Raw genomic sequence first — 17982 nt, 5'->3', positions numbered from 1 at the left:
AATATTACCAAATTGACTCAGAATTATTCAGAGGTTCCTTAAGTACGGTTGTTTTAGAAAGAAGAGGTAAACTTATACTCACTGGGAGAAGCAATTCATATATTTTGTTAAGGAAACTAGTCTCACTGATAGGGTGGGAAGGTTGCGAGAAGCCTCTCTCACCTTGTACTTCAAGGAAGGACAGTCCCATTTCGAAGTAGCTAAAATATAAGTCCTATTATCGGTTTTATATAAACGTTTTGATTTTTTCAATTTTTAATTTGAAAAATCATATGACGTGACTCTCCAGTGGTAGTGCTTTAAATTGAGACTGAAGGATTCTTAACTCGATGGGTTGGTATTTTTCATTAGTTGATGATTTTGGCCTTGTATTTGGTTATTTCCAATAGCGAAGACTTACCTTGAGAGGGGAGCCACACCGGATATCTTTATCTGGTTTTTTTATATTGCAGGTTATAGATGATGAAGTGCTGGAGTTAAGGAGAAAAAAGCCGGCATTGTGCCGGCGGGAAAGCAGACGTCGAAAGGAAGAGACGTTGCAGAGAGACTGTAATTCTTACTCGATGCCCAGGCTCGAATATGAGCTGGGCATCTTTTAAATATTGCTAATCAATCAGGCTTTTTTACGCAGCAGCACACAGGCGTCTGCGGCAGCTAGCTCTAAGCTATTTCCTTCCGCATTGCCGGAAAATAGTGCCGGGGTAATATTGTCCGCACCGGAGAACTCGGCAGGTAATTCCAGGGTGCCATTGGTTTGCCCAAGGTTGAGAACAACCAGCATTTCTTCGCTGTCACTGCGCCGTACAAAAGCAAATAAATCACTGCCGGTGTCGATCACTTCCTGCTCGGCTGTCGCGAGCGACTGGGGTAGTTCCCGGTGCCATTCGATCAGTGCGCGGAAGCGGTTGAGCATGGAGCGCTGGGCGTCCTGCTGAACCTCTACCGCTCGTTGCTGGTGCTCCCCAGAGACAGGTAGCCAGGGTTTTGCTATGGAAAAGCCCGCGTTGTCGTCGCTGGTATTGGTCCAGGGCATCGGTGTGCGGCAGCCATCGCGGCCTTTGAATTCCGGCCACAGATTAATGCCGTAGGGGTCTACCAGGTCTTCATAGGCAATTTCCGCTTCCGGCAGGCCCAGTTCTTCTCCTTGGTAGAGGCAGACACTGCCGCGCAGTGCCAATTGCATCAGCAGGAATAATGGGGCTCTGGTATCGGCTTGGTCGTCGCTAAAGCCTTTGTTCCAGCGGGTTATTGAGCGGGGTACATCGTGATTGCTGATCGACCAGCAGGGCCAGCCCTTGTCGATTACGTCGCGGTTTTTTTCCAGGGTTTCGCGCAGGAAGCCCGCACTGCAGTCCTCGGTCAATAGATCGAAGGAATAGGCCATGTGCAGACGTTTTTCCGTGGTGTACTCGGCCATGATTTTATGGGTATTGTCGTCGCCAACTTCACCTACGGTCACAGTGCCGGGATATTGATCCATTAACTGTCTTACCCGCTGGAGAAACACCAGGTTTTCCGGCTGGGATTTATCATTCTGGTGCCACTGGTAGTCGTAGTGATTGACTGGCGGCAGGCCTTTCTCGTCGAGCTTGAGCGGGCGAGCCGGGTTATTGCTCAGGGCCTTCTGATGGAAAATAAAGTTGACCGCATCAAGTCGGAAACCATCTACACCGCGATCGAGCCAGAACTTCATATCGGCCAGCAACTGCTCCTGGACTTCCGGGTTGTGCACATTCAGGTCCGGCTGCTCTTTGAGGAAGTTGGCTAAATAGTACTGGCGGCGGCGGGTACACCAGCGCCAGGAGCCTCCTCCGAATACGGAGACCCAATTGTTGGGAGGGGTGCCATCTTCTTGGGGATCAACCCAGACATACCAGTCCGCTTTGGGGTTGTCGCGGTTGGCGCGGCTCTGCTGGAACCAGGGGTGCTGGTCTGAGGTGTGGCTGAGGATTTGGTCGATAATCACTTTCAGGCCGCGCTCGTGGGCCGCTTCGATCATCCGGTCGAAATCTTCCAGGTTGCCAAAAATAGGGTCTACATCGCGGTAGTCGGCAACGTCATAGCCAAAATCCACCATCGGCGATTTAAAAAAGGGTGAAATCCAGATGGCGTCTACGCCGAGGGATTTTACATAATCCAGTTTTTGCGTAATTCCGGGAATATCACCGATGCCATCTCCGTTGGCGTCGCAGAAGCTGCGTGGGTAAATCTGATAAATAACGCTATTGCGCCACCACTCATAGCTGTTGCCGCTCATGGATTACTGCCTTGTTTCATTATTTGAAATGTGGAGATAGTCCACCTTTAAAGGATAGGGTGAGTATGGAGCAGTCATTGGCGGGCTTCCTCCTCCCCGGCGAGGGGGGAGAGGGAGGTAAAGGGTGACCGGCCTGGGGTGGCTTGGTATCGGCGGGCGGGGGATGAGGAGCATAGCGGCACGTCCCTGTGCCGCTGGAGCAGGACTGTTTAAGGCTTGTCCTGGACTGAGCGAAGCATTTGCTCGGCCAGGGCGATGGCCTCCTGGCGATCCTTGACGTCCAGCTTTTGGTAGAGGCTGCGAATATGGGTCTTGATGGTGCTCGGCGCCACCTTAAAGTGACGGGCGATTTTCTCGTTCGACAGCCCCGAATGAATCGCATTGAGTACCTGCCATTCCCTTGGGGTGAGGGGGGAGTGGCGCAGGAAGTCCGGCACGGCATCGCTGGCCAGTATCTCGCGGATAATGGTGTCATCCAGTTCGATGCGAATACCACCGTCCAGCTCTGGCTGCTGTTGTGCTGCTTTGATCAGTTGTTGGGCTTTGCTGGACTCCGCCTCTCCCAGGCCATTTTCCAGGGCGGCTTTCAGGATAACGATTAAAGGTTTGCCGATCTGCAGGAAGCTGGCGCGAAAATCCCGTTCGTGGGAGAGAAGCAGGGCTTCACTAATAGCCTCTACAGACTGGGGGTATTGCTCGCGCAGCCACAGCAGGTGAGATTCCAGCACCCGGTTACGCAGGCGATCTGTTTCCAGGCCGCACTCGTTGGCGACTTGCTTCAGGCGGCTCAACAGGCGATTGGCATCGGACCAGTGGTGCAGCTCAATCATCGCGCGCACATGGTTGCGCCCGTGGCACTGTTCAAAGTGATTGCTGGGCCTGTCGGCGACGGGAGTAGCCTGTTCCAACCAGCTTGCGATGGCCTGCTGATTGCCCAGGGCGCGCCAGGTGCGGATGCGGGTGGCATCGGCGTTGGCGATCCAGTCTCGGTGGTAGCGTCCGTCAGTGAGCAGGCGCTCGATACGCTCCAGCCACTCCAGGGACTCCTCTTTCTCTCCTCGGGCCTGGGCGATTTTTAACAGCAGGGTGTACTCCGGCAGCAGCCAGTGCTCGCCGACCCGGCGGTTGATTTGCATACCTCGGCGAGCGGATTGCTCGGCACCTTCCAGATCGCCGGACTCCCATTGCAGCTGGCCGCGCAGCCGGCACACAAATTCCGAGATGGGCAGTGTGGACAGGTGATTTTTCTGCACCAGGGTCTGCACCTTCTCCTGCAGCGTGGACGCTTTCTTCAGCAGGCCCTGGGCAAAGGCGATCTCTGTCTGTTGGCAGATGGCCCAGGCGGCGCTGGGGATATCCCGTTCGGCGATCGCCAGGGCTTCAACTTCCTGCATATAGCGGTTGGCCTCTTGCAAGGCACCCAGGCAGAAGCTGGTCTCACCGGTGACCAGCAGAGCGGAGATTCTTTCGCCTAGCTGGTCTGCGCGGAGTAGGGCCAAAGCTTCTTCGGCATACTCCTTGGCTTGCAGTGTCTGCCCTCGGGCAATGGCCACCTGGGCGCGCATGGTGGCAAAGGCGCCCTCAAAGTCGCGCCACTGTGCCGGGTCCTCCCGCTGCAGCCAGCTTTCGGAGGCCGCCAGGTTTTTCTCGCACAGGTCGTATTCAAAATTCTCCCGCGCCATTTTGGCGGACAGGAGGGTAAAGCGGGCGCTGTGTTGCAGGGCTTCGTCACCGAGCCAGTCGAGGCAGTCCCGCAGCAGGCGCGATTGCCCCGCGCGCAGAAGCTGTTCCCCCCGATCGTTGAGCAGTTGCTTTAACCGCTCGCGGTCGCCCCCGGCCAGAGCGTGGCGCAGGGCCTCCACTGGCTGGTCTAATTCTTGCCAGGTATCACAGGCAGTGCTGTGCAGTTGCAGCAAGTGTTTGCGGTCATTGATTTGCCGCTGCAGGAAGCGGGCGAAGACTGGGTGGAAGCGGAACCACTGGCGACTTGAATCCAGCGCCTGCAGGAATAACCCGCGGCGCGCGGCTTCTTCCAGCAACTGTTGACCATCTTGCCGACCGGTAAGGCGCTCCGCCAGCTGGGCGTTAACCCGGGTGAGGATGGATGTGCAGGAGAGGAGCTGGCGCAGTTGGGGCTCCAGCCGTTCCAGCACTTCCTCAGCCAGGTAGTCGAGAATATGACTGTGGCCCTGCTCCAGTTCTGCCAGATAGCGATCCACTTCGTTGCTGTCGCGCACAGATAAAGTAAATAGCTGTACGGCGGGGGGCCAGCCCTCACTGAGGTGATGCAGTTGGGCTGCGCGGTCGCCGTCGAGATTAAACGGTAGGCGCTGCTTGAGCAGGGTGGCGATTTCCTCAATGTTGAGGGCCAGCTCATTACTGCCCAATTCCAGTAATCGCCCTTGAACTCGCAGGGTGGCCAGACCCAGGGGCGGTTGGCTGCGACTGGTGAGAACAATACCGACACCGGCGGGGGCGTGGCGCAACAAAAAGCGGGTAGTGTCATGCACCTGCTGGTTGTCGATCTGGTGGTAGTCATCCAGCACGATGCGCAGTTCGCTGGGCAGGCCCCGCAGTTCCGACAGCAGGTGGCTCACCAGGGTTGAGGGGTCCGGGCGCTGGGGCGCGGACAACAACTGGTGAGTCTGGGGGACACCATTGCCGGTCGCCCTGTGCACACTTTCCACCAGGTAGCGGCAAAATTGACTCGGTTCATTATCACTGGCATCCAGCGTATACCAGGCGACCGGGTTGTCCTGCTGTGAGGCCCAGGAGGTAACCAGCGTGGTCTTGCCGTATCCCGCAGGAGCCGTCACCAACAGCAGTTGATCGCTGTGGCATTGGTTCAGAACCGACAGCAGGCGCGGGCGCGATAGGGCGTGCTCGGGGCAATCCGGCAGGCTGTATTTGGAAGTTAAAAGCATCGCTGCGGGAGGGATTGTTATAAATGTTTGATTTTTGTACAGCCACTATTATGCACCAGGACCCGGGTATTGTTACAGCACTGTAATAGGCCAGCTTTCTGGTGATTCCGCCTCTTGGGTGGCAAATTGGAGTGGCGCCGGTTTAGCTTTGGGCAGTATATTACTATTCGGGTTAAATCGGTCATCTCAACCCGTCGCAATGCAGTTTCTGCGGCTCACTAGTGGGTACGTTAGTTCATATTTACTGTGATGTATCCACACCGGCTCGTAAAGGGATGCATGACTGTGCAGCTTCCCCTCGCGCCATTTTCAGTATTTTTTCGATTTTTCTTTGGCAGTGAGAATGCCCCTTGTGCGGGTTTTCATCAATGTTCATTCATTTAAAAAAGCCGAGCGCTGCGAAGGCGCCGATAGAATAATAAGAAGAGGAAGCCATGGCGGATATCGTAATCCTTGCTGCTGCGGGTATGGGGGCTGTGGATAACACGTTTGCAAAGCCACTGTTTTCGGCATTGGAAACCGAGCTTGGGGAGGAGTGGTCGCGTCTCTACTGCGCTGAATTACCCGGCCTGGAGCACTTCCAGAGCAATATCGAACGCACCTTTGAGAGTATGCAGAAGCGCGAGCTGGACTTCCTGCGTGCACGAAAATATTTACTCCTGGGAATGTCGCAGACGGCGGCGCAGTCCGGCAATGTGGATCGCCGGGATAGCAACTACGAAAAGACCCAGCGCGAGATCTATGCGGCGCTGGCCAAGGCCGCTGATCAAGTTGATGAGCGGGCCCCGGTGATATTGATCAGCCATTCGGTGGGTTGTATCAACCTATCTAATTACCTCTGGGATGCCCAACGCCCCAATGTCAGTTGCGGTGTTTGGCGTGATGGTGGTCCGGCAGGGGTACACAAAGGGTCGGCGCGTGAGAGGTTTTTGCGCCTCAAGACCCTGAGCCATTGGTACACCCTGGGGCCGACAATGCCCCTGTGGTGTTCCGATCGACCCCGGGAGCAAATTCAGGCGGTCACCTCCAATACCCGGGGATACAATTTTCGCTGGAAGAATTTTTATCACCCCAATGACCTGTTTGGCTGGCCCCTCAAACCCCTGAGCCCCTCCTATAACCAGGCGGTGTGCCGTGATTATGAGACTTGTTCGCTGAGTGATCACGGCGCTTTGAGTTCAGTGGCTTTTCCCTCGCCCCCTGAGGATTACTGGCGGAACCCGATAGTTGTTGAGCAGCTGATAGAGGATGTGCGCTCCCTGCTCAAGACGGTGAATAAGCCCGCTCATCGGCACCCACAACCCTCTCAGCAGGCTCTCGCGGTATAATCCCCAATTACCTCAACAGTCTCCTGTAAAAGATGAAGGGCCGCTTTCTTATGTCGCTGCAATATCACCTGGTTCCGGTTACTCCTTTCCAGCAAAACTGCTCGCTGCTGTGGTGTGAAGACAGTAAGTGCGCGGCTGTTGTCGACCCCGGTGGCGATCTCGATAAGATTCTGGCGGCGGTGGAGGAGCGCGGTCTCAAGCTGGAGAAAATCTTGCTGACCCACGGCCACCTGGACCATGTAGGCGGCACTGCGGCGTTGTCCAAGCAGCTCCAGCTGCCGATAGAAGGGCCGCATAAAGGCGATGATTTCTGGATTCAGCAGTTGCCCATGCAGGCGCAGATGTTTGGTTTCCCCGCTGTCGAAGTATTTACTCCAGACCGCTGGTTGGAGCAGGGAGATACGGTTACTGTAGGGGATCAGGAACTGGAGGTGCACCACTGCCCGGGCCATACCCCCGGCCATGTGATTTTCTTCCACCGCCCCAGCCAGTTGGCTCTGGTGGGAGATGTTTTGTTTGCCGGTTCGATCGGACGTACGGACTTCCCCCAGGGAGATCACGATACCCTAATTCGCTCTATCAAAGAGCGCCTATGGCCGCTGGGTGATGAGGTTCAATTTGTACCGGGGCATGGCCCCATGTCCACTTTTGGCCAGGAGCGCCAAACCAATCCTTTTGTCGCCGACAAGCGCTTTGGTTAAGTGATACCTGGATTCCAATAACAGGCGGGAAGTACAGCGCCGGGAGTCCCATTTTATGTTTGCAGGAAAAATACGTCTTTTTCTCGTTTTGCTGGTGCTGGGGTTAAGCGGCTGCGCAGTAATTTCCGAAGAGGAGTGCCGCGCGGGGCTCTGGTATGAGCGGGGCCTGCAAGACGGCGCTCGCGGTCGCTCACAGTCGCTGGTGTACGATATTGCCCAAGAGTGTGACAGCTACGACATGCATGTGGATAGCGATGCATGGCTGCAGGGCCATGAAGAGGGTATAGAGACTTACTGCACTGCGGAAAATGGCTATCATCAGGGGCGTAGGGGACGTAATTACCAAGGAGTTTGCACTGGCCCTACTGCTGATTTGTTTTTACAGAATTACGAGCGCGGTCTCGCCGAATACCGCATAGAGCAGCATTACCAGCGCCTTTTGTGGCGCCGGGATAATTTAGAGCGCGAGTTGCTCTCCCTGCATTACGCCTATCGGAACACTGATAGTGAAGCCCAGGCCCAGGCATTGTACTTGCAGCGCAGCCGCCTTCGCTGGGAGCTGCGGATGTTGGATATGGAGTTGTTTCGTTATGGCTTGTTTGGCCCCACTCATTTAACGCCCGGCTATTATCCCCCCGGATTTTTTTCTGCCAGATTATTTTATTGGTAAGTAAAAAATTTATTGGTCCTAGATTGAAGTAAAGAAGTCCGGGTTAATGCCCCGGTATCACACGCACAAGAGATTTATTGTAATGGCAATTTGGCATTTAGATCCTTCACTGGAAGAACTGAACCAGGGAATATCCCAATGCATGCCCGGCTACCTGGGAATGGAAATTACGGAAATTGGCGATGATTACCTGGAAGGGACCTTGCCCGTAGACCATCGCACTCGCCAGCCCTTCGGTATTTTGCATGGTGGTGCCAATGTCGTATTGTCGGAGACGCTGGGTTCCATAGGTGCCAACCTATTAGTGGATACCGATAAATTTTATTGTGTCGGTCAGGAGGTTAACGCCAATCACCTGCGCCCTGTCCCTGAGGGAGAGGTTCGCGGTCGTGCGAAACCCGTGCATATTGGGCGCAGCAGCCAGGTGTGGGAAATTCTGATCTATGCGCCCAATGGTAAACTCAGTTGTATTTCTCGCATTACCATGGCTGTTGTAGCTCATGGTGCCTAGTATTAGCTCCTGGGTTGCGAGTGGAGATCCCGCTTGAAACAGGCCCAGGATTTTATTTTTGAAGATATTCCCTATCGCTTGGTGCGTTCGAACCGGCGCAAGCGTCTGGGACTGGTACTGTCTTCCGGTGGTGTGGAAGTGCGAATTCCACAGCGTTGTGCAGCCCGTTATGGGCATGAATTCCTGCAGGAAAATATCCAGTGGGTGAGAGCGCAGTTACTCGCAGCCGACCGGCGCGCTGCGCAGGTGCCGCAATATCAGTACGCTTTTGGTGAGAGTTTTCCCTGGCTGGGACAGCAGCTTCCCTTACAGCGTGCGACAAGCAGTAAAAGTGCCGGTATTGGCGATGGCGCTATCGGGCTTTATACCCGCTATCTCCAGCCCGATGACACGCAGCTGCAAACTGCTTTACAACGCCTTTACCAGCGGGAAGCATTGGCATTGTTAACGCAAAAATCCCATGTGTTGGCCGAGCAGCTGGGGTTAAGTATTTCATCAGTAAAAGTTCGTCGTACCAAAAGCAAGTGGGGTCACTGTAGTATTCGCGGTGAGCTGCAGTTTAACTGGCTTGTTTGTCTCGCTCCTGAACCTATAGTGGATTACCTGGTGGCTCACGAAGTCTGCCATTTGCAACACCATAACCACAGCCGCGCTTTCTGGGATTTGGTCCAAAGTGTGTGCCCCAGATTTAAAGAGTTGCGCCGCTGGTTGCGCGATAACGGTCACTGTCTGACCTTGTAACTTTTCTATTCTTTAGTTGTACTGAATTCTCCCAATTAATTATGAGTAAGAAGCCCCGTTTTATTACTGGCCGCAAGCCAGTTAAAAAAAACTTGCCGAGCCGCGCTGAAGCAACAATAGAAAAATTTAGTCACGATATGCGCGGTATTGCCCGGGTAGGTGGCAAAACGGTGTTTATTGATAGTGCCTTACCGGGAGAGCAGGTTAAATTCCTCTATACCGCACGGCGCGGCCGCTTTGATGAGGGAATTGTTGAGGACGTCATATCGCCTTCAACGGATCGGTGCGCACCGCAGTGCGCCTATGTGGATTCATGCGGAGGCTGTTCGGTACAGCACCTGGAGCCATCGGCACAAATTATTGAAAAGCAAAAAATTCTTTTGGATCAGTTGTCGCGCTTCGGTGGAATTGAACCCGAAGAAATACTGCCGCCGTTAACCGCTGATCCCTATGGTTATCGGCGCAAGGCCCGTATCGGCATTCGCAAATTAAAAAAGTCCCAGGGTGGTGAGCTGCTTTTTGGTTTTCGAAAAAAGCACAGCAATGATTTGGTAGATATTGATGAGTGCCCGGTACTGCATACAAAAATTGCCGAACATTTAGGGTCGCTTAAAAAACTTGTTGGTGAAAGTGAAGGCCGGGCAAACTTTTCTCATCTGGAAGTGGCGGTTGGAGATGATGTGACAGCTCTGGTGCTCCGCCATTTAAAGCCCCTGTCAGATAAGGACTTGGCGCTCTGGTTAGCATTTGCTAAAAGCACTGGTATACACCTGTATATACAAGGTGGCAGTGATGCTTCACTGGAGAGAATCTGGCCGATAGAAGGGGCCGCTTATCTAAGTTATCAGTTGCCGGAATTTGACCTGACGCTGAGATTTAAACCGCAGGATTTTGTGCAGGTTAATTTTGCGATAAATCGGCAGATGGTGAGTCGAGCCGTTGAGTTGCTCGATCCGCAACCCTCTGAGCGCGTATTGGATTTATTTTGTGGGCTGGGGAATTTTACCCTGCCATTGGCGCGTCGTGCAGCGGAAGTGATCGGAGTCGAAGGTGTCGGTGCTTTAACTCAACGGGGCGAAGATAATGCCGCTTTGAACCAATTACACAATGTGCACTTTTATTCTGCCGACCTAAACGAAAAAATGGCAGGTGCGCCTTGGGCTGAAGCAGGTTTCGATAAAATCCTGTTGGACCCACCGAGGGACGGCGCTCTGGAGGCTGTGCGCGGATTGGCGCGATTTTCTGCCAGCAGGATCGTCTACGTCTCCTGTAACCCGGCCACCCTGGCCCGGGATGCCGGTGAATTGGTGAAGTTGGGGTACCGCTTGAGTAAGGCGGGTGTCATGGATATGTTTCCCCATACCGATCATGTTGAGTCGATGGCAGTATTCGACAGAATTTAGGGCCTATTGAGACCGGGAAAACTAACGTAAACTGCGGTAAAACCGTTTAAGCGAAGTTGTTATGCAAAGCGAAACCCTAACCGATAATTTTGAAGATAATTGCGCGCGCTTTTTGCCTGAAGCTGTAGGCCAGGGCTGCGTCTGGGCCCTGCAGGGTGAGGAGGGCTTTGCACTTTGTGAGTCTGAAAAGCGGGCCGATACCGAGGTTATGCCCTTTTGGTCGCAAAGAGAATTTGCACAAGACCACTGCGAAGGAGACTGGGCTGACTATGAGGCAGTGGCAATTGACCTGGAAGAATTTATGGATGACTGGCTCACCGGCATGCATGAAGATGTCTTATTGGTGGGGATAAACTGGAACGCCGAACTGGAAGGGGTTGAGGTGGAGCCCCTGGACCTACTGGAGCAGTTGGAGCAAGAGCTGCAATAAACTGCGCCATAGTGCCCCACCCAGTGGATAAAAATTACTCAACGGGGTGTCTCAAATGGGGCAGATTCTTGGCTTGCGCAAAACAGTCTACGGAGTTGCCAACATTACCGAGGCTGTGGCTTGGTATACGCAGGTACTCGAACAGAAACCCAGCTATGAAAGCGATAGCTATGCGGCATTTAGTATTGGTGATTGCGAGCTCGGATTAAATGCCGATGCGCGCAGTGCGATCAGCCGGGCCGATGGTGTAGTTGCTTACTGGCAGGTTTTGGATTTGGCCGCGCAGATTGAGCGACTCGGTACTATGGGGGTGCGGCAGCACACGGATATAGAGGAAGTTTCTGGACGTGTGCTGATGGCGAGCTTTCTCGACCCCTATGGCAATGTTTTCGGATTGATTGAGTACCTGCAAACGCCCATTGAGAGATAGGACCATTAAACGGAGCAGTTCCTGTGGATAAGCCGCCCATTTCCAGATTTCGTTCCCCCAATCGAAGTTTTGCTGCGGAAAGCCTTGCGCAAATTGGGCGGGGTTATGTGGTTCCGGATCGAGTGGCTTTAATTACCGGCTGCTCAAGCGGTATTGGGCGGGAGCTGGCTTTGGCGCTACATCGCCGGGGAACCATAGTGATTGCCACGGCGCGCCGCCCGGAAAGTTTACAAGAGCTGGCGGACCTGGGAATTGCCACAGAGGCCTTGGATGTGAATTCCCAGGCGGATATCAATCGAGTGGTTCACGCAGTAAAAGCGGCATACGGGCGGCTCGATATTTTGGTCAATAACGCCGGTTACGGTCAGATGGGGCCGCTGCTGGAACTGGACACGCGAGCACTGGAAAAGCAGTTCCGAACCAATGTATTTGCCCCTCTCGCTTTGATTAGAGCCTGTGTACCTTTAATGCGTTCGGAGCAGGGCGGAATTGTGTGTAATATCGGCTCGGTTTCCGGGGTAATGCCTACACCTTTCTCCGGTGCCTATTGTGCTTCTAAAGCGGCCCTACACTCCATTTCTGATGTTTTGCGACTTGAACTAAAACCCTTTGGCATTCGGGTAATGACGGTGCAACCCGGTGCGATCGCATCGGAATTTGGTCGCCACGCTGAGACATCCCTGCGCGGTCTTTTGCCGCCGGACTCCCTGTATAAACGTCAGGAAGAGGCGGTTAGGGCCCGAGCCCAGGAGTCCCAACAGAATGCTACATTGGCAAGCACGCTGGCTAAAAAATTGGTGCGTGAGCTGCTGCGAAAACGCGCTCGTCCTTTGGTGCGTATTGGCAACCGCAGCAGCCTGTTGCCCTGGATGGCCCGCTGGCTGCCGCGCAGTTTTAGGGACTGGTTTTTAATGCGGAGATTTAAATTAAATCGCCTCGCTCACAAAAGCTGAGAATTGTTATTCTGGTTTTTGCAGTGAGTGGTTGGACTCCTTCAACCACTGTTGTACTTCGTTGTAGTTGCCTCGATACAGAACTTTCTGTTCCGATTTCTTCATAAGATGGTCGTAGCTGCCGTCATAGTATTCCCGCAACAGTGACACCACGATAGGGATGTACACATCACTATTATTCGTTCTCAGTAATTCTTGGTTAGCTGAAGCTAAGGCTTCGTTGAGCTGCTTGTAGCGCAGCCCTCCCAGGCGTTTACTGATTTTATTGAGATTGAGATGTAATTCTTCCCCCAAAGATTCAGCTGCTGATTTTTCTCTGCTTTTAAAGCGCTCTAAGCCCTCGTGAACATAATTTTGCACAATGCGCTGTGCCCGTGTTTCCAATGGCTCCTCGACAAGAACCCGGGGAGCGGCCTTCATGGCGGTTTGCAATACTGGAGGAAGTGCGCATCGTCCAATTAGACGGCTTTCATCTTCAATAGCAATAGCACCTGTCTGCTGGGAAAGCTTCAGCAGGTCGATACTGATCTGATTTTCAAAATCGACTTGTGAAGGTTGGCTACTACTGGTGCGGCCAAAGCTAGAACCTCGATGTTTTGCGATCCCCTCAAGGTCGATATACCGCCGCGCAGCCTGGATTAATTCCGTTTTGCCACTGCCGGTGTGACCAGCAACAACGATAAAAGGCAGTTGGGTACAATGCTTTTCCAGCTCGTTTAACAGGAACTGCCGCATGGCTTTATAGCCACCCTCTACTATCGGGTATTCAATATTATTCGAGCGCAGCAGTTTTTGTGTCATTCGGGAGCGTAAACCGCCTCGGAAACAGTAGAGGTAACCTTGGGGTTGTTTACGTATAAATGCGCTCCATTGTGAAAGACATAAGCTTCGCACTTCATCTGTTGCTAAACGCCAGCCAAGGTCAATTGCTGCTTGCTGGCCTTTGTTCTTGTACTCAGTCCCGATCAGTTCACGTTGGTGATTGTCAAGCAGGGGGTGATTTCTTGCGGAAGGGAAAGCGCCGCGAACAAACTCAACTGGGGCGCGTACGTCCATCAGCGGAATATCATTCAGGAAGATGTCCGTGTAATTTGCAGTATCGGTCCGCAAGGTAGCACTCCTGCTTATTTAGGAAATAGGTGGTATTTGATTGTATCTCCATTTTCTTTCCAGGCCTATGGCAACTGAAGAAGCTACTTGTATATGCAATATATGATGTGCTTAGCGTTAGATGACAGTTTGATATTTACACCGGAAATTAATGCTCAGTATGAGAGAATACATTTTTAATTTATTGCTCGATAGCTCAGTGTTTACATTTACTTTTTGAACCTAATGCGATTCCAGGTCACAGAAGGTAAATCTTAGCTTCCCTGAATTATTGCAGCTGATTTAAAAATCCTGGAAGCATTTGGATTACATAATGGGCGGGTTGCTCCTGCATGTATAGAGGATAAAAACGTGGCTAAAAAATATATCTATATCCCGATAAATAGTGATGAAATGCAGGAATATGCGGAGGGGTTGGCGAAAGCCTGGGGCATACCGGTGAATCAAATCCTGGCCAATAAAGTAACCTCCGGTTTTGGAAAAGCCATGTATCGGTGGGTGAACCAGTGTTTGAGTAAGCTGAACCCTGCCGATACCCTTTACATCGTAACCCATGGCACGGGTGCCGGGGATGGACAATTTATTGGTGCTGAGCGCTCCACGAGTAACAACAAGCAGAAAAAAGTATATGTAAACGGCATGCCTAACTGGCAAGGAGGAGAGTGGAAAACCTACACGCCTCGACAGCTAGCAGATACCTTGGTTAAAGAGGGGCTTCCTGCTAATTTCGTTAATTTACATGTTTGTGCCTGTGGTTCCGGCTACGATGGAGAAAAGTTAAGACCTTGGGCTCAACGCTTGCGCCAGGCGATGGTTGGCACCTATAGAAATATTCAGGTCACTGGATATAGAGGTTGGTTCTCCTGCAGTACTGCCAGAGTTTGTATTAAAGTAGGTACTCAGTTTTATCCATTGGAAGAGCGGGCAGTTACTTTCTCCTGAATTTTGTACCCCTAATGTAGCTGGGGTTATGGCGTAGAAGTGCGCTCCATGTAGTTTCCCGGGTATACCCTGAATAGATAGCTGAACAGAAATCTGAGCAGCTTTTATATTCAGGGATATTTTTCTCCATGACTGTTGACCAGTTACTAATCCTGATTATTTTAAGTGTCACTATAACCCTGTTTATATGGGGGCGGTGGCGCCACGATATGGTTGCTATAGCAGCCTTATTGACTTGTGTCTTTACCGGTCTGATTCCCCCGGAAAATGCTTTTATTGGTTTTGGCCATCCAGCGGTCGTGACTGTAGCTTGTGTGTTAATCCTGAGTCGCGGCTTACAAAATACCGGCGCAATGGATGCACTTGCACAACGAGTTGTCCGCAAAAGCGGGAGTATCTCAGTATCCATATTGTTACTCATTGGGCTCGGCGCGTTTTTATCGAGCTTTATGAATAATGTCGGCGCGTTGGCTTTATTAATGCCCGTGGCTGTGGATATGGCCGAGAAACAGAAAGTGGCACTGGGGAGGGTTTTAATGCCCCTGTCTTTTGCAACGATTCTGGGGGGAATGACCACACTGATAGGTACACCGCCAAACTTGGTCGTTTCCGGTTTTCGGGCGGATTCTGGCGCCGGTAGCTACGGTATGTTTGATTTCACCCCGGTGGGTCTGGCAGTTGCGATAGCCGGAGTTTTGTTTATTGCATTTGTTGGGTGGCGCTTGGTGCCTACACGCAACCGAACGGGGGCCTCCTCCTTTGAAACTGGCACATATTTAACAGAAGCACTTGTTGAGGAAAAAAGTGTAGCTGCCGGTAAGAATCTACGTGAAATTTCCAAGATGTTGGGAACAGAGGATGCCCAAGTTGTGGGTGTCGTACACAATGATGCCAGGGTCTCTCCCGCGACTCCCTGGCATAAAGTAAATAGCGGTGACATTTTGGTCATTGAGGCGGAGCCGGAGAGCCTTGCCACCTGCTTGTCCAATCTCAGTTTGAAAACAGTGGGCGCCCTTGGGGCTGATTCATCGGGTAAGGCTCGACAATCGGGTAGCAATAACACCGAGAGTGATTCTCAGAATAAGCCCCCAATAAAAGCACTGGCGGATCGTACCGAAATGCAGCTGAGGGAGTTGGTTGTTATGCCAGATTCCCCCTTAGTGGGACGCCCTATGAGGTTTTCACGCCTCGCAGCGAGATACCAGATTCACTTACTAGCACTCTCGCGCCAGGGGCGCCGCTCGGTGCGCCGGTTGCGTTCGACACCATTACTGGCCGGTGATGCTCTGTTAATGATGGGGGCCGATGAAAACCTAAACAGCTTTGCTAGGGAAAAGGGTTGTGTGCCTTTGGCCTCAAGGGATATTAGCATCCCCAACAAGGAGAAGGCGGCCATTGCCCTATTGGCTATGGTGCTTGGTGTCGCCGGTGCAGCGTTCGGCCTATTGCCGGCAGCAATCTCGTTTGCCACCTGTGTATTGGCTTTTATGGCGTTGAAGATAGTGCCGTTGCGAAATGTTTATGACTCTATCGACGGGTCCGTCGTCGTGCTATTAGGAACCTTGATTGCTGTTGCTGATGTGATGGAGTCAACGGGAGCTGCAGATTTGGTCGCTCAGGTTTTGTTGGATGTCCTGGCTCAGGGCAGTGCTGTTTTGGCCTTGGGGCTGATCCTGGTGGTTACCATGACCCTGTCTGATTTTATGAATAATGTCGCCACTGCGGCTGTGATGTGTTCAATTGCCATGAGCACTGCAGAACAACTGGCGGTGAATCCAGACAGTTTCCTGATGGCTGTCGCAATTGGAGCCTCTTGCGCATTTCTAACACCGGTTGGGCACCAAAATAACACCCTAATTCTGGGGCCGGGAGGGTTTGAATTTGGTGATTACTGGAAAATGGGGCTGCCACTAGAATTGTTGGTACTGGTTGTGAGTATCCCCATGCTGCTTTGGGTTTGGCCCCTGTAATCGCAGTGAGCTCAAGCAATAGAATCGTCTACCGGCTGGGCCAACTCCGCCATAAACCTGCTACAAAAGCGCAAAATATCAGTTACAGTTACAATTCCAACCAGCTCGCCTTCCCGCATAACCAGTACCGAGCCAATGCCTGTATCCGCCATAGCTAAGAGAATTTTATCTAATGGGTCGTGGATATCTGCAATAAAGGGACGTCTGGCACATAGGTCATGTACATAAAGCTGCTGCTCCTCTAAACGGTGTCCCGGTGCATTGGCTCTTTCGATATCCCCTCGGGAAATGACCGTCTCCAAGTCGCCTGCACGTGTTACCGGCAGGTGGCGTACTTTGTGCTCCTCCATCATTGCCAGAGCATCCTCAACCGTGGCATTGATATCGATATGGTAGGGAAATGGCGTCATCAGAGCGGCCAAAGTCGGTATATGGTGGATATTATTGTGAGTGGACATAGTATGATCTGGGTATCCAATTGTATTTGGCAATATGCTCGATTACCGTTACACAGCGACTAATTTGCAATTGACGACTGCAGCTACAATATAGCTAATTGCGCTCCCTAGGGATATCCTTTTGAGATTGCAGATATGGCCGCCTTTGTTACACTTTTTAGCCCTTATTTTGAATTATTCCTATTATATTCAAAGGTAGGGACACAAATGGTTGATATTTGCCGGTGAAAGATTATTATTCGCGACCTCAGTCGAAAAATATAATCAGTGATTCGGAGTGTTTGCCGAACCGAGCTGAAATCGGCTAGTTTTTAATAATGTATTTGCCGAATATACCTAACACCAGAACTACACGATGTGTAGTGGTATCTACTCATGTATATCGGGCAATTCATAATATGCCGGACTAAACATCACTAAGTTGCTTGCCATTGGCCAGCATGGTGTTTGTTGATTTTTTACACGGTATATCCGAAATAACAATCTGTGTCGCCCAGCGCCACAGATATATCTCTGTGTTTTTTAATAACCGTCGTTGAGGTTTATTGAATGTTTCAGGAATACGAACAACTTGAACAACAAATCGCCGAACATCAGGCAAGAATCGAAGAGTTACAAGAGCAAATGGCTCAGGCTGAACGCAAGAAAGATGGCGTAATTGCCTATGATAAAGCACTGGTAAACCTTGCTGCTGAATATCACATGGATGAAGAGGAGTTCTTCGTTGCCCGTGGCCAGCAAATCGTTGAATGGTTGGTAGCACAGCTGGGTGATGAAGATCCTGCAGACTACGTACAAACCCTGAAGGCTCGCGTTGCCCGTCACCTCAAGAAGGAAGGTGACAGCCCCCGTCGCGGTCGTCGTGCAGCACCGGCAGCAAAGGCAGCAGAGCCCAAGCTGGAAACTGGTCACTATCGCAACCCGTATACCGGCGCTACTGTTGAAAAGAAAAAGCGTAATCCTAAGGCCCTGAGCCAGTGGATTGATGAGTACGGCCTGGATACCGTAAAAGAGTGGAAAATCTAATTCTGGATGACCACTAATTTGATGCCGGATATCCGGCATCAAATATTTTTTCAAAAATCGTTCGATTTTAATTCATCGCATTATTTGGCGTTTTCGCCGCATCCTCTCTTTACTTAACTTATTATATT

16 protein-coding genes are annotated in these 17982 nt (G+C 51.8%); 12 read left to right on the top strand and 4 right to left on the bottom strand.

The features are described 5' to 3' along the window. Positions 1 to 613 precede the first annotated feature (613 nt). Together ACJJI4_RS18130 and malT are read right to left on the bottom strand one after the other, a co-directional pair. Positions 614 to 2257 (bottom strand): alpha-amylase family glycosyl hydrolase, encoded by a 1644-nt coding sequence (locus ACJJI4_RS18130; RefSeq protein ID WP_444926026.1) that lies wholly within the window; start codon positions 2255 to 2257, stop codon positions 614 to 616. Between the two features lie 209 nt (positions 2258 to 2466). Next, complete coding sequence (gene malT, locus ACJJI4_RS18125) at positions 2467 to 5181, bottom strand: HTH-type transcriptional regulator MalT (RefSeq protein ID WP_444926025.1); 2715 nt, start codon at positions 5179 to 5181, stop codon at positions 2467 to 2469. A 434-nt stretch (positions 5182 to 5615) separates the two neighbouring features. Here malT and ACJJI4_RS18120 point away from each other — a divergent pair, with 434 nt between their 5' ends. The 9 genes from ACJJI4_RS18120 to ACJJI4_RS18080 all read left to right on the top strand — a co-directional run bounded on the left by ACJJI4_RS18120 (position 5616) and on the right by ACJJI4_RS18080 (position 12348). Next, complete coding sequence (locus tag ACJJI4_RS18120) at positions 5616 to 6509, top strand: hypothetical protein (protein WP_444926024.1); 894 nt, start codon at positions 5616 to 5618, stop codon at positions 6507 to 6509. Positions 6510 to 6559: 50 nt separating this feature from the next. Continuing rightward, positions 6560 to 7210 (top strand): MBL fold metallo-hydrolase, encoded by a 651-nt coding sequence (locus tag ACJJI4_RS18115; protein WP_444926023.1) that lies wholly within the window; start codon positions 6560 to 6562, stop codon positions 7208 to 7210. A 55-nt stretch (positions 7211 to 7265) separates the two neighbouring features. Beyond that, the gene (locus ACJJI4_RS18110) at positions 7266 to 7880 is read left to right on the top strand and encodes a DUF2799 domain-containing protein (RefSeq protein ID WP_108734663.1); all 615 of its coding nucleotides are present in this window, start codon (positions 7266 to 7268) and stop codon (positions 7878 to 7880) included. A gap of 82 nt (positions 7881 to 7962) precedes the next feature. Beyond that, positions 7963 to 8391, top strand: a complete 429-nt coding sequence (locus tag ACJJI4_RS18105) for a hotdog fold thioesterase (protein WP_444892114.1) — start codon at positions 7963 to 7965, stop codon at positions 8389 to 8391. A gap of 33 nt (positions 8392 to 8424) precedes the next feature. Beyond that, on the top strand, positions 8425 to 9132 hold the full coding sequence (locus tag ACJJI4_RS18100) for a M48 family metallopeptidase (RefSeq protein ID WP_444926022.1): 708 nt from the start codon (positions 8425 to 8427) through the stop codon (positions 9130 to 9132). 41 nt (positions 9133 to 9173) lie between these two features. After that, positions 9174 to 10535 carry a 23S rRNA (uracil(1939)-C(5))-methyltransferase RlmD gene (gene rlmD / locus ACJJI4_RS18095; protein ID WP_444926021.1) on the top strand — a complete coding sequence of 454 codons (1362 nt, stop codon included), beginning with the start codon at positions 9174 to 9176 and terminating at the stop codon, positions 10533 to 10535. Positions 10536 to 10596: 61 nt separating this feature from the next. Further along, positions 10597 to 10965, top strand: coding sequence for a DUF2750 domain-containing protein (locus ACJJI4_RS18090; protein WP_108734659.1), 369 nt, complete (start codon positions 10597 to 10599; stop codon positions 10963 to 10965). Positions 10966 to 11020: 55 nt separating this feature from the next. Further along, on the top strand, positions 11021 to 11395 hold the full coding sequence (locus ACJJI4_RS18085) for a VOC family protein (RefSeq protein WP_108734658.1): 375 nt from the start codon (positions 11021 to 11023) through the stop codon (positions 11393 to 11395). Positions 11396 to 11418: 23 nt separating this feature from the next. After that, entirely contained in the window at positions 11419 to 12348 is a 930-nt protein-coding gene (locus tag ACJJI4_RS18080; RefSeq protein WP_413663457.1) for an SDR family oxidoreductase, read from the top strand. A 6-nt stretch (positions 12349 to 12354) separates the two neighbouring features. On the opposite strand, the gene mnmH is transcribed toward ACJJI4_RS18080, so the two are convergent. Next, complete coding sequence (mnmH, locus tag ACJJI4_RS18075; RefSeq protein WP_444926020.1) at positions 12355 to 13458, bottom strand: tRNA 2-selenouridine(34) synthase MnmH; 1104 nt, start codon at positions 13456 to 13458, stop codon at positions 12355 to 12357. Positions 13459 to 13809: 351 nt separating this feature from the next. Here mnmH and ACJJI4_RS18070 point away from each other — a divergent pair, with 351 nt between their 5' ends. Together ACJJI4_RS18070 and ACJJI4_RS18065 are read left to right on the top strand one after the other, a co-directional pair. Further along, positions 13810 to 14400 (top strand): hypothetical protein, encoded by a 591-nt coding sequence (locus ACJJI4_RS18070; protein WP_413663455.1) that lies wholly within the window; start codon positions 13810 to 13812, stop codon positions 14398 to 14400. Positions 14401 to 14528: 128 nt separating this feature from the next. Continuing rightward, positions 14529 to 16370, top strand: a complete 1842-nt coding sequence (locus tag ACJJI4_RS18065) for an SLC13 family permease (RefSeq protein WP_444926019.1) — start codon at positions 14529 to 14531, stop codon at positions 16368 to 16370. Positions 16371 to 16381: 11 nt separating this feature from the next. Here the strand turns inward: ACJJI4_RS18065 and ACJJI4_RS18060 are convergent, their stop codons facing one another. Beyond that, positions 16382 to 16828 (bottom strand): CBS domain-containing protein, encoded by a 447-nt coding sequence (locus ACJJI4_RS18060; protein WP_413663453.1) that lies wholly within the window; start codon positions 16826 to 16828, stop codon positions 16382 to 16384. Positions 16829 to 17377: 549 nt separating this feature from the next. Between ACJJI4_RS18060 and ACJJI4_RS18055 the strand changes: the two genes are divergently transcribed. Beyond that, positions 17378 to 17854: a DNA binding protein gene (locus ACJJI4_RS18055; protein ID WP_282931121.1), complete on the top strand. Its 477-nt coding sequence runs from the start codon at positions 17378 to 17380 to the stop codon at positions 17852 to 17854. The last annotated feature ends 128 nt before the right edge of the window (positions 17855 to 17982 follow it).

This window comes from Microbulbifer maximicatervae (SeqCode) (genome assembly GCF_052467305.1).
This window is presented reverse-complemented; position numbering and strand designations above follow the sequence as displayed.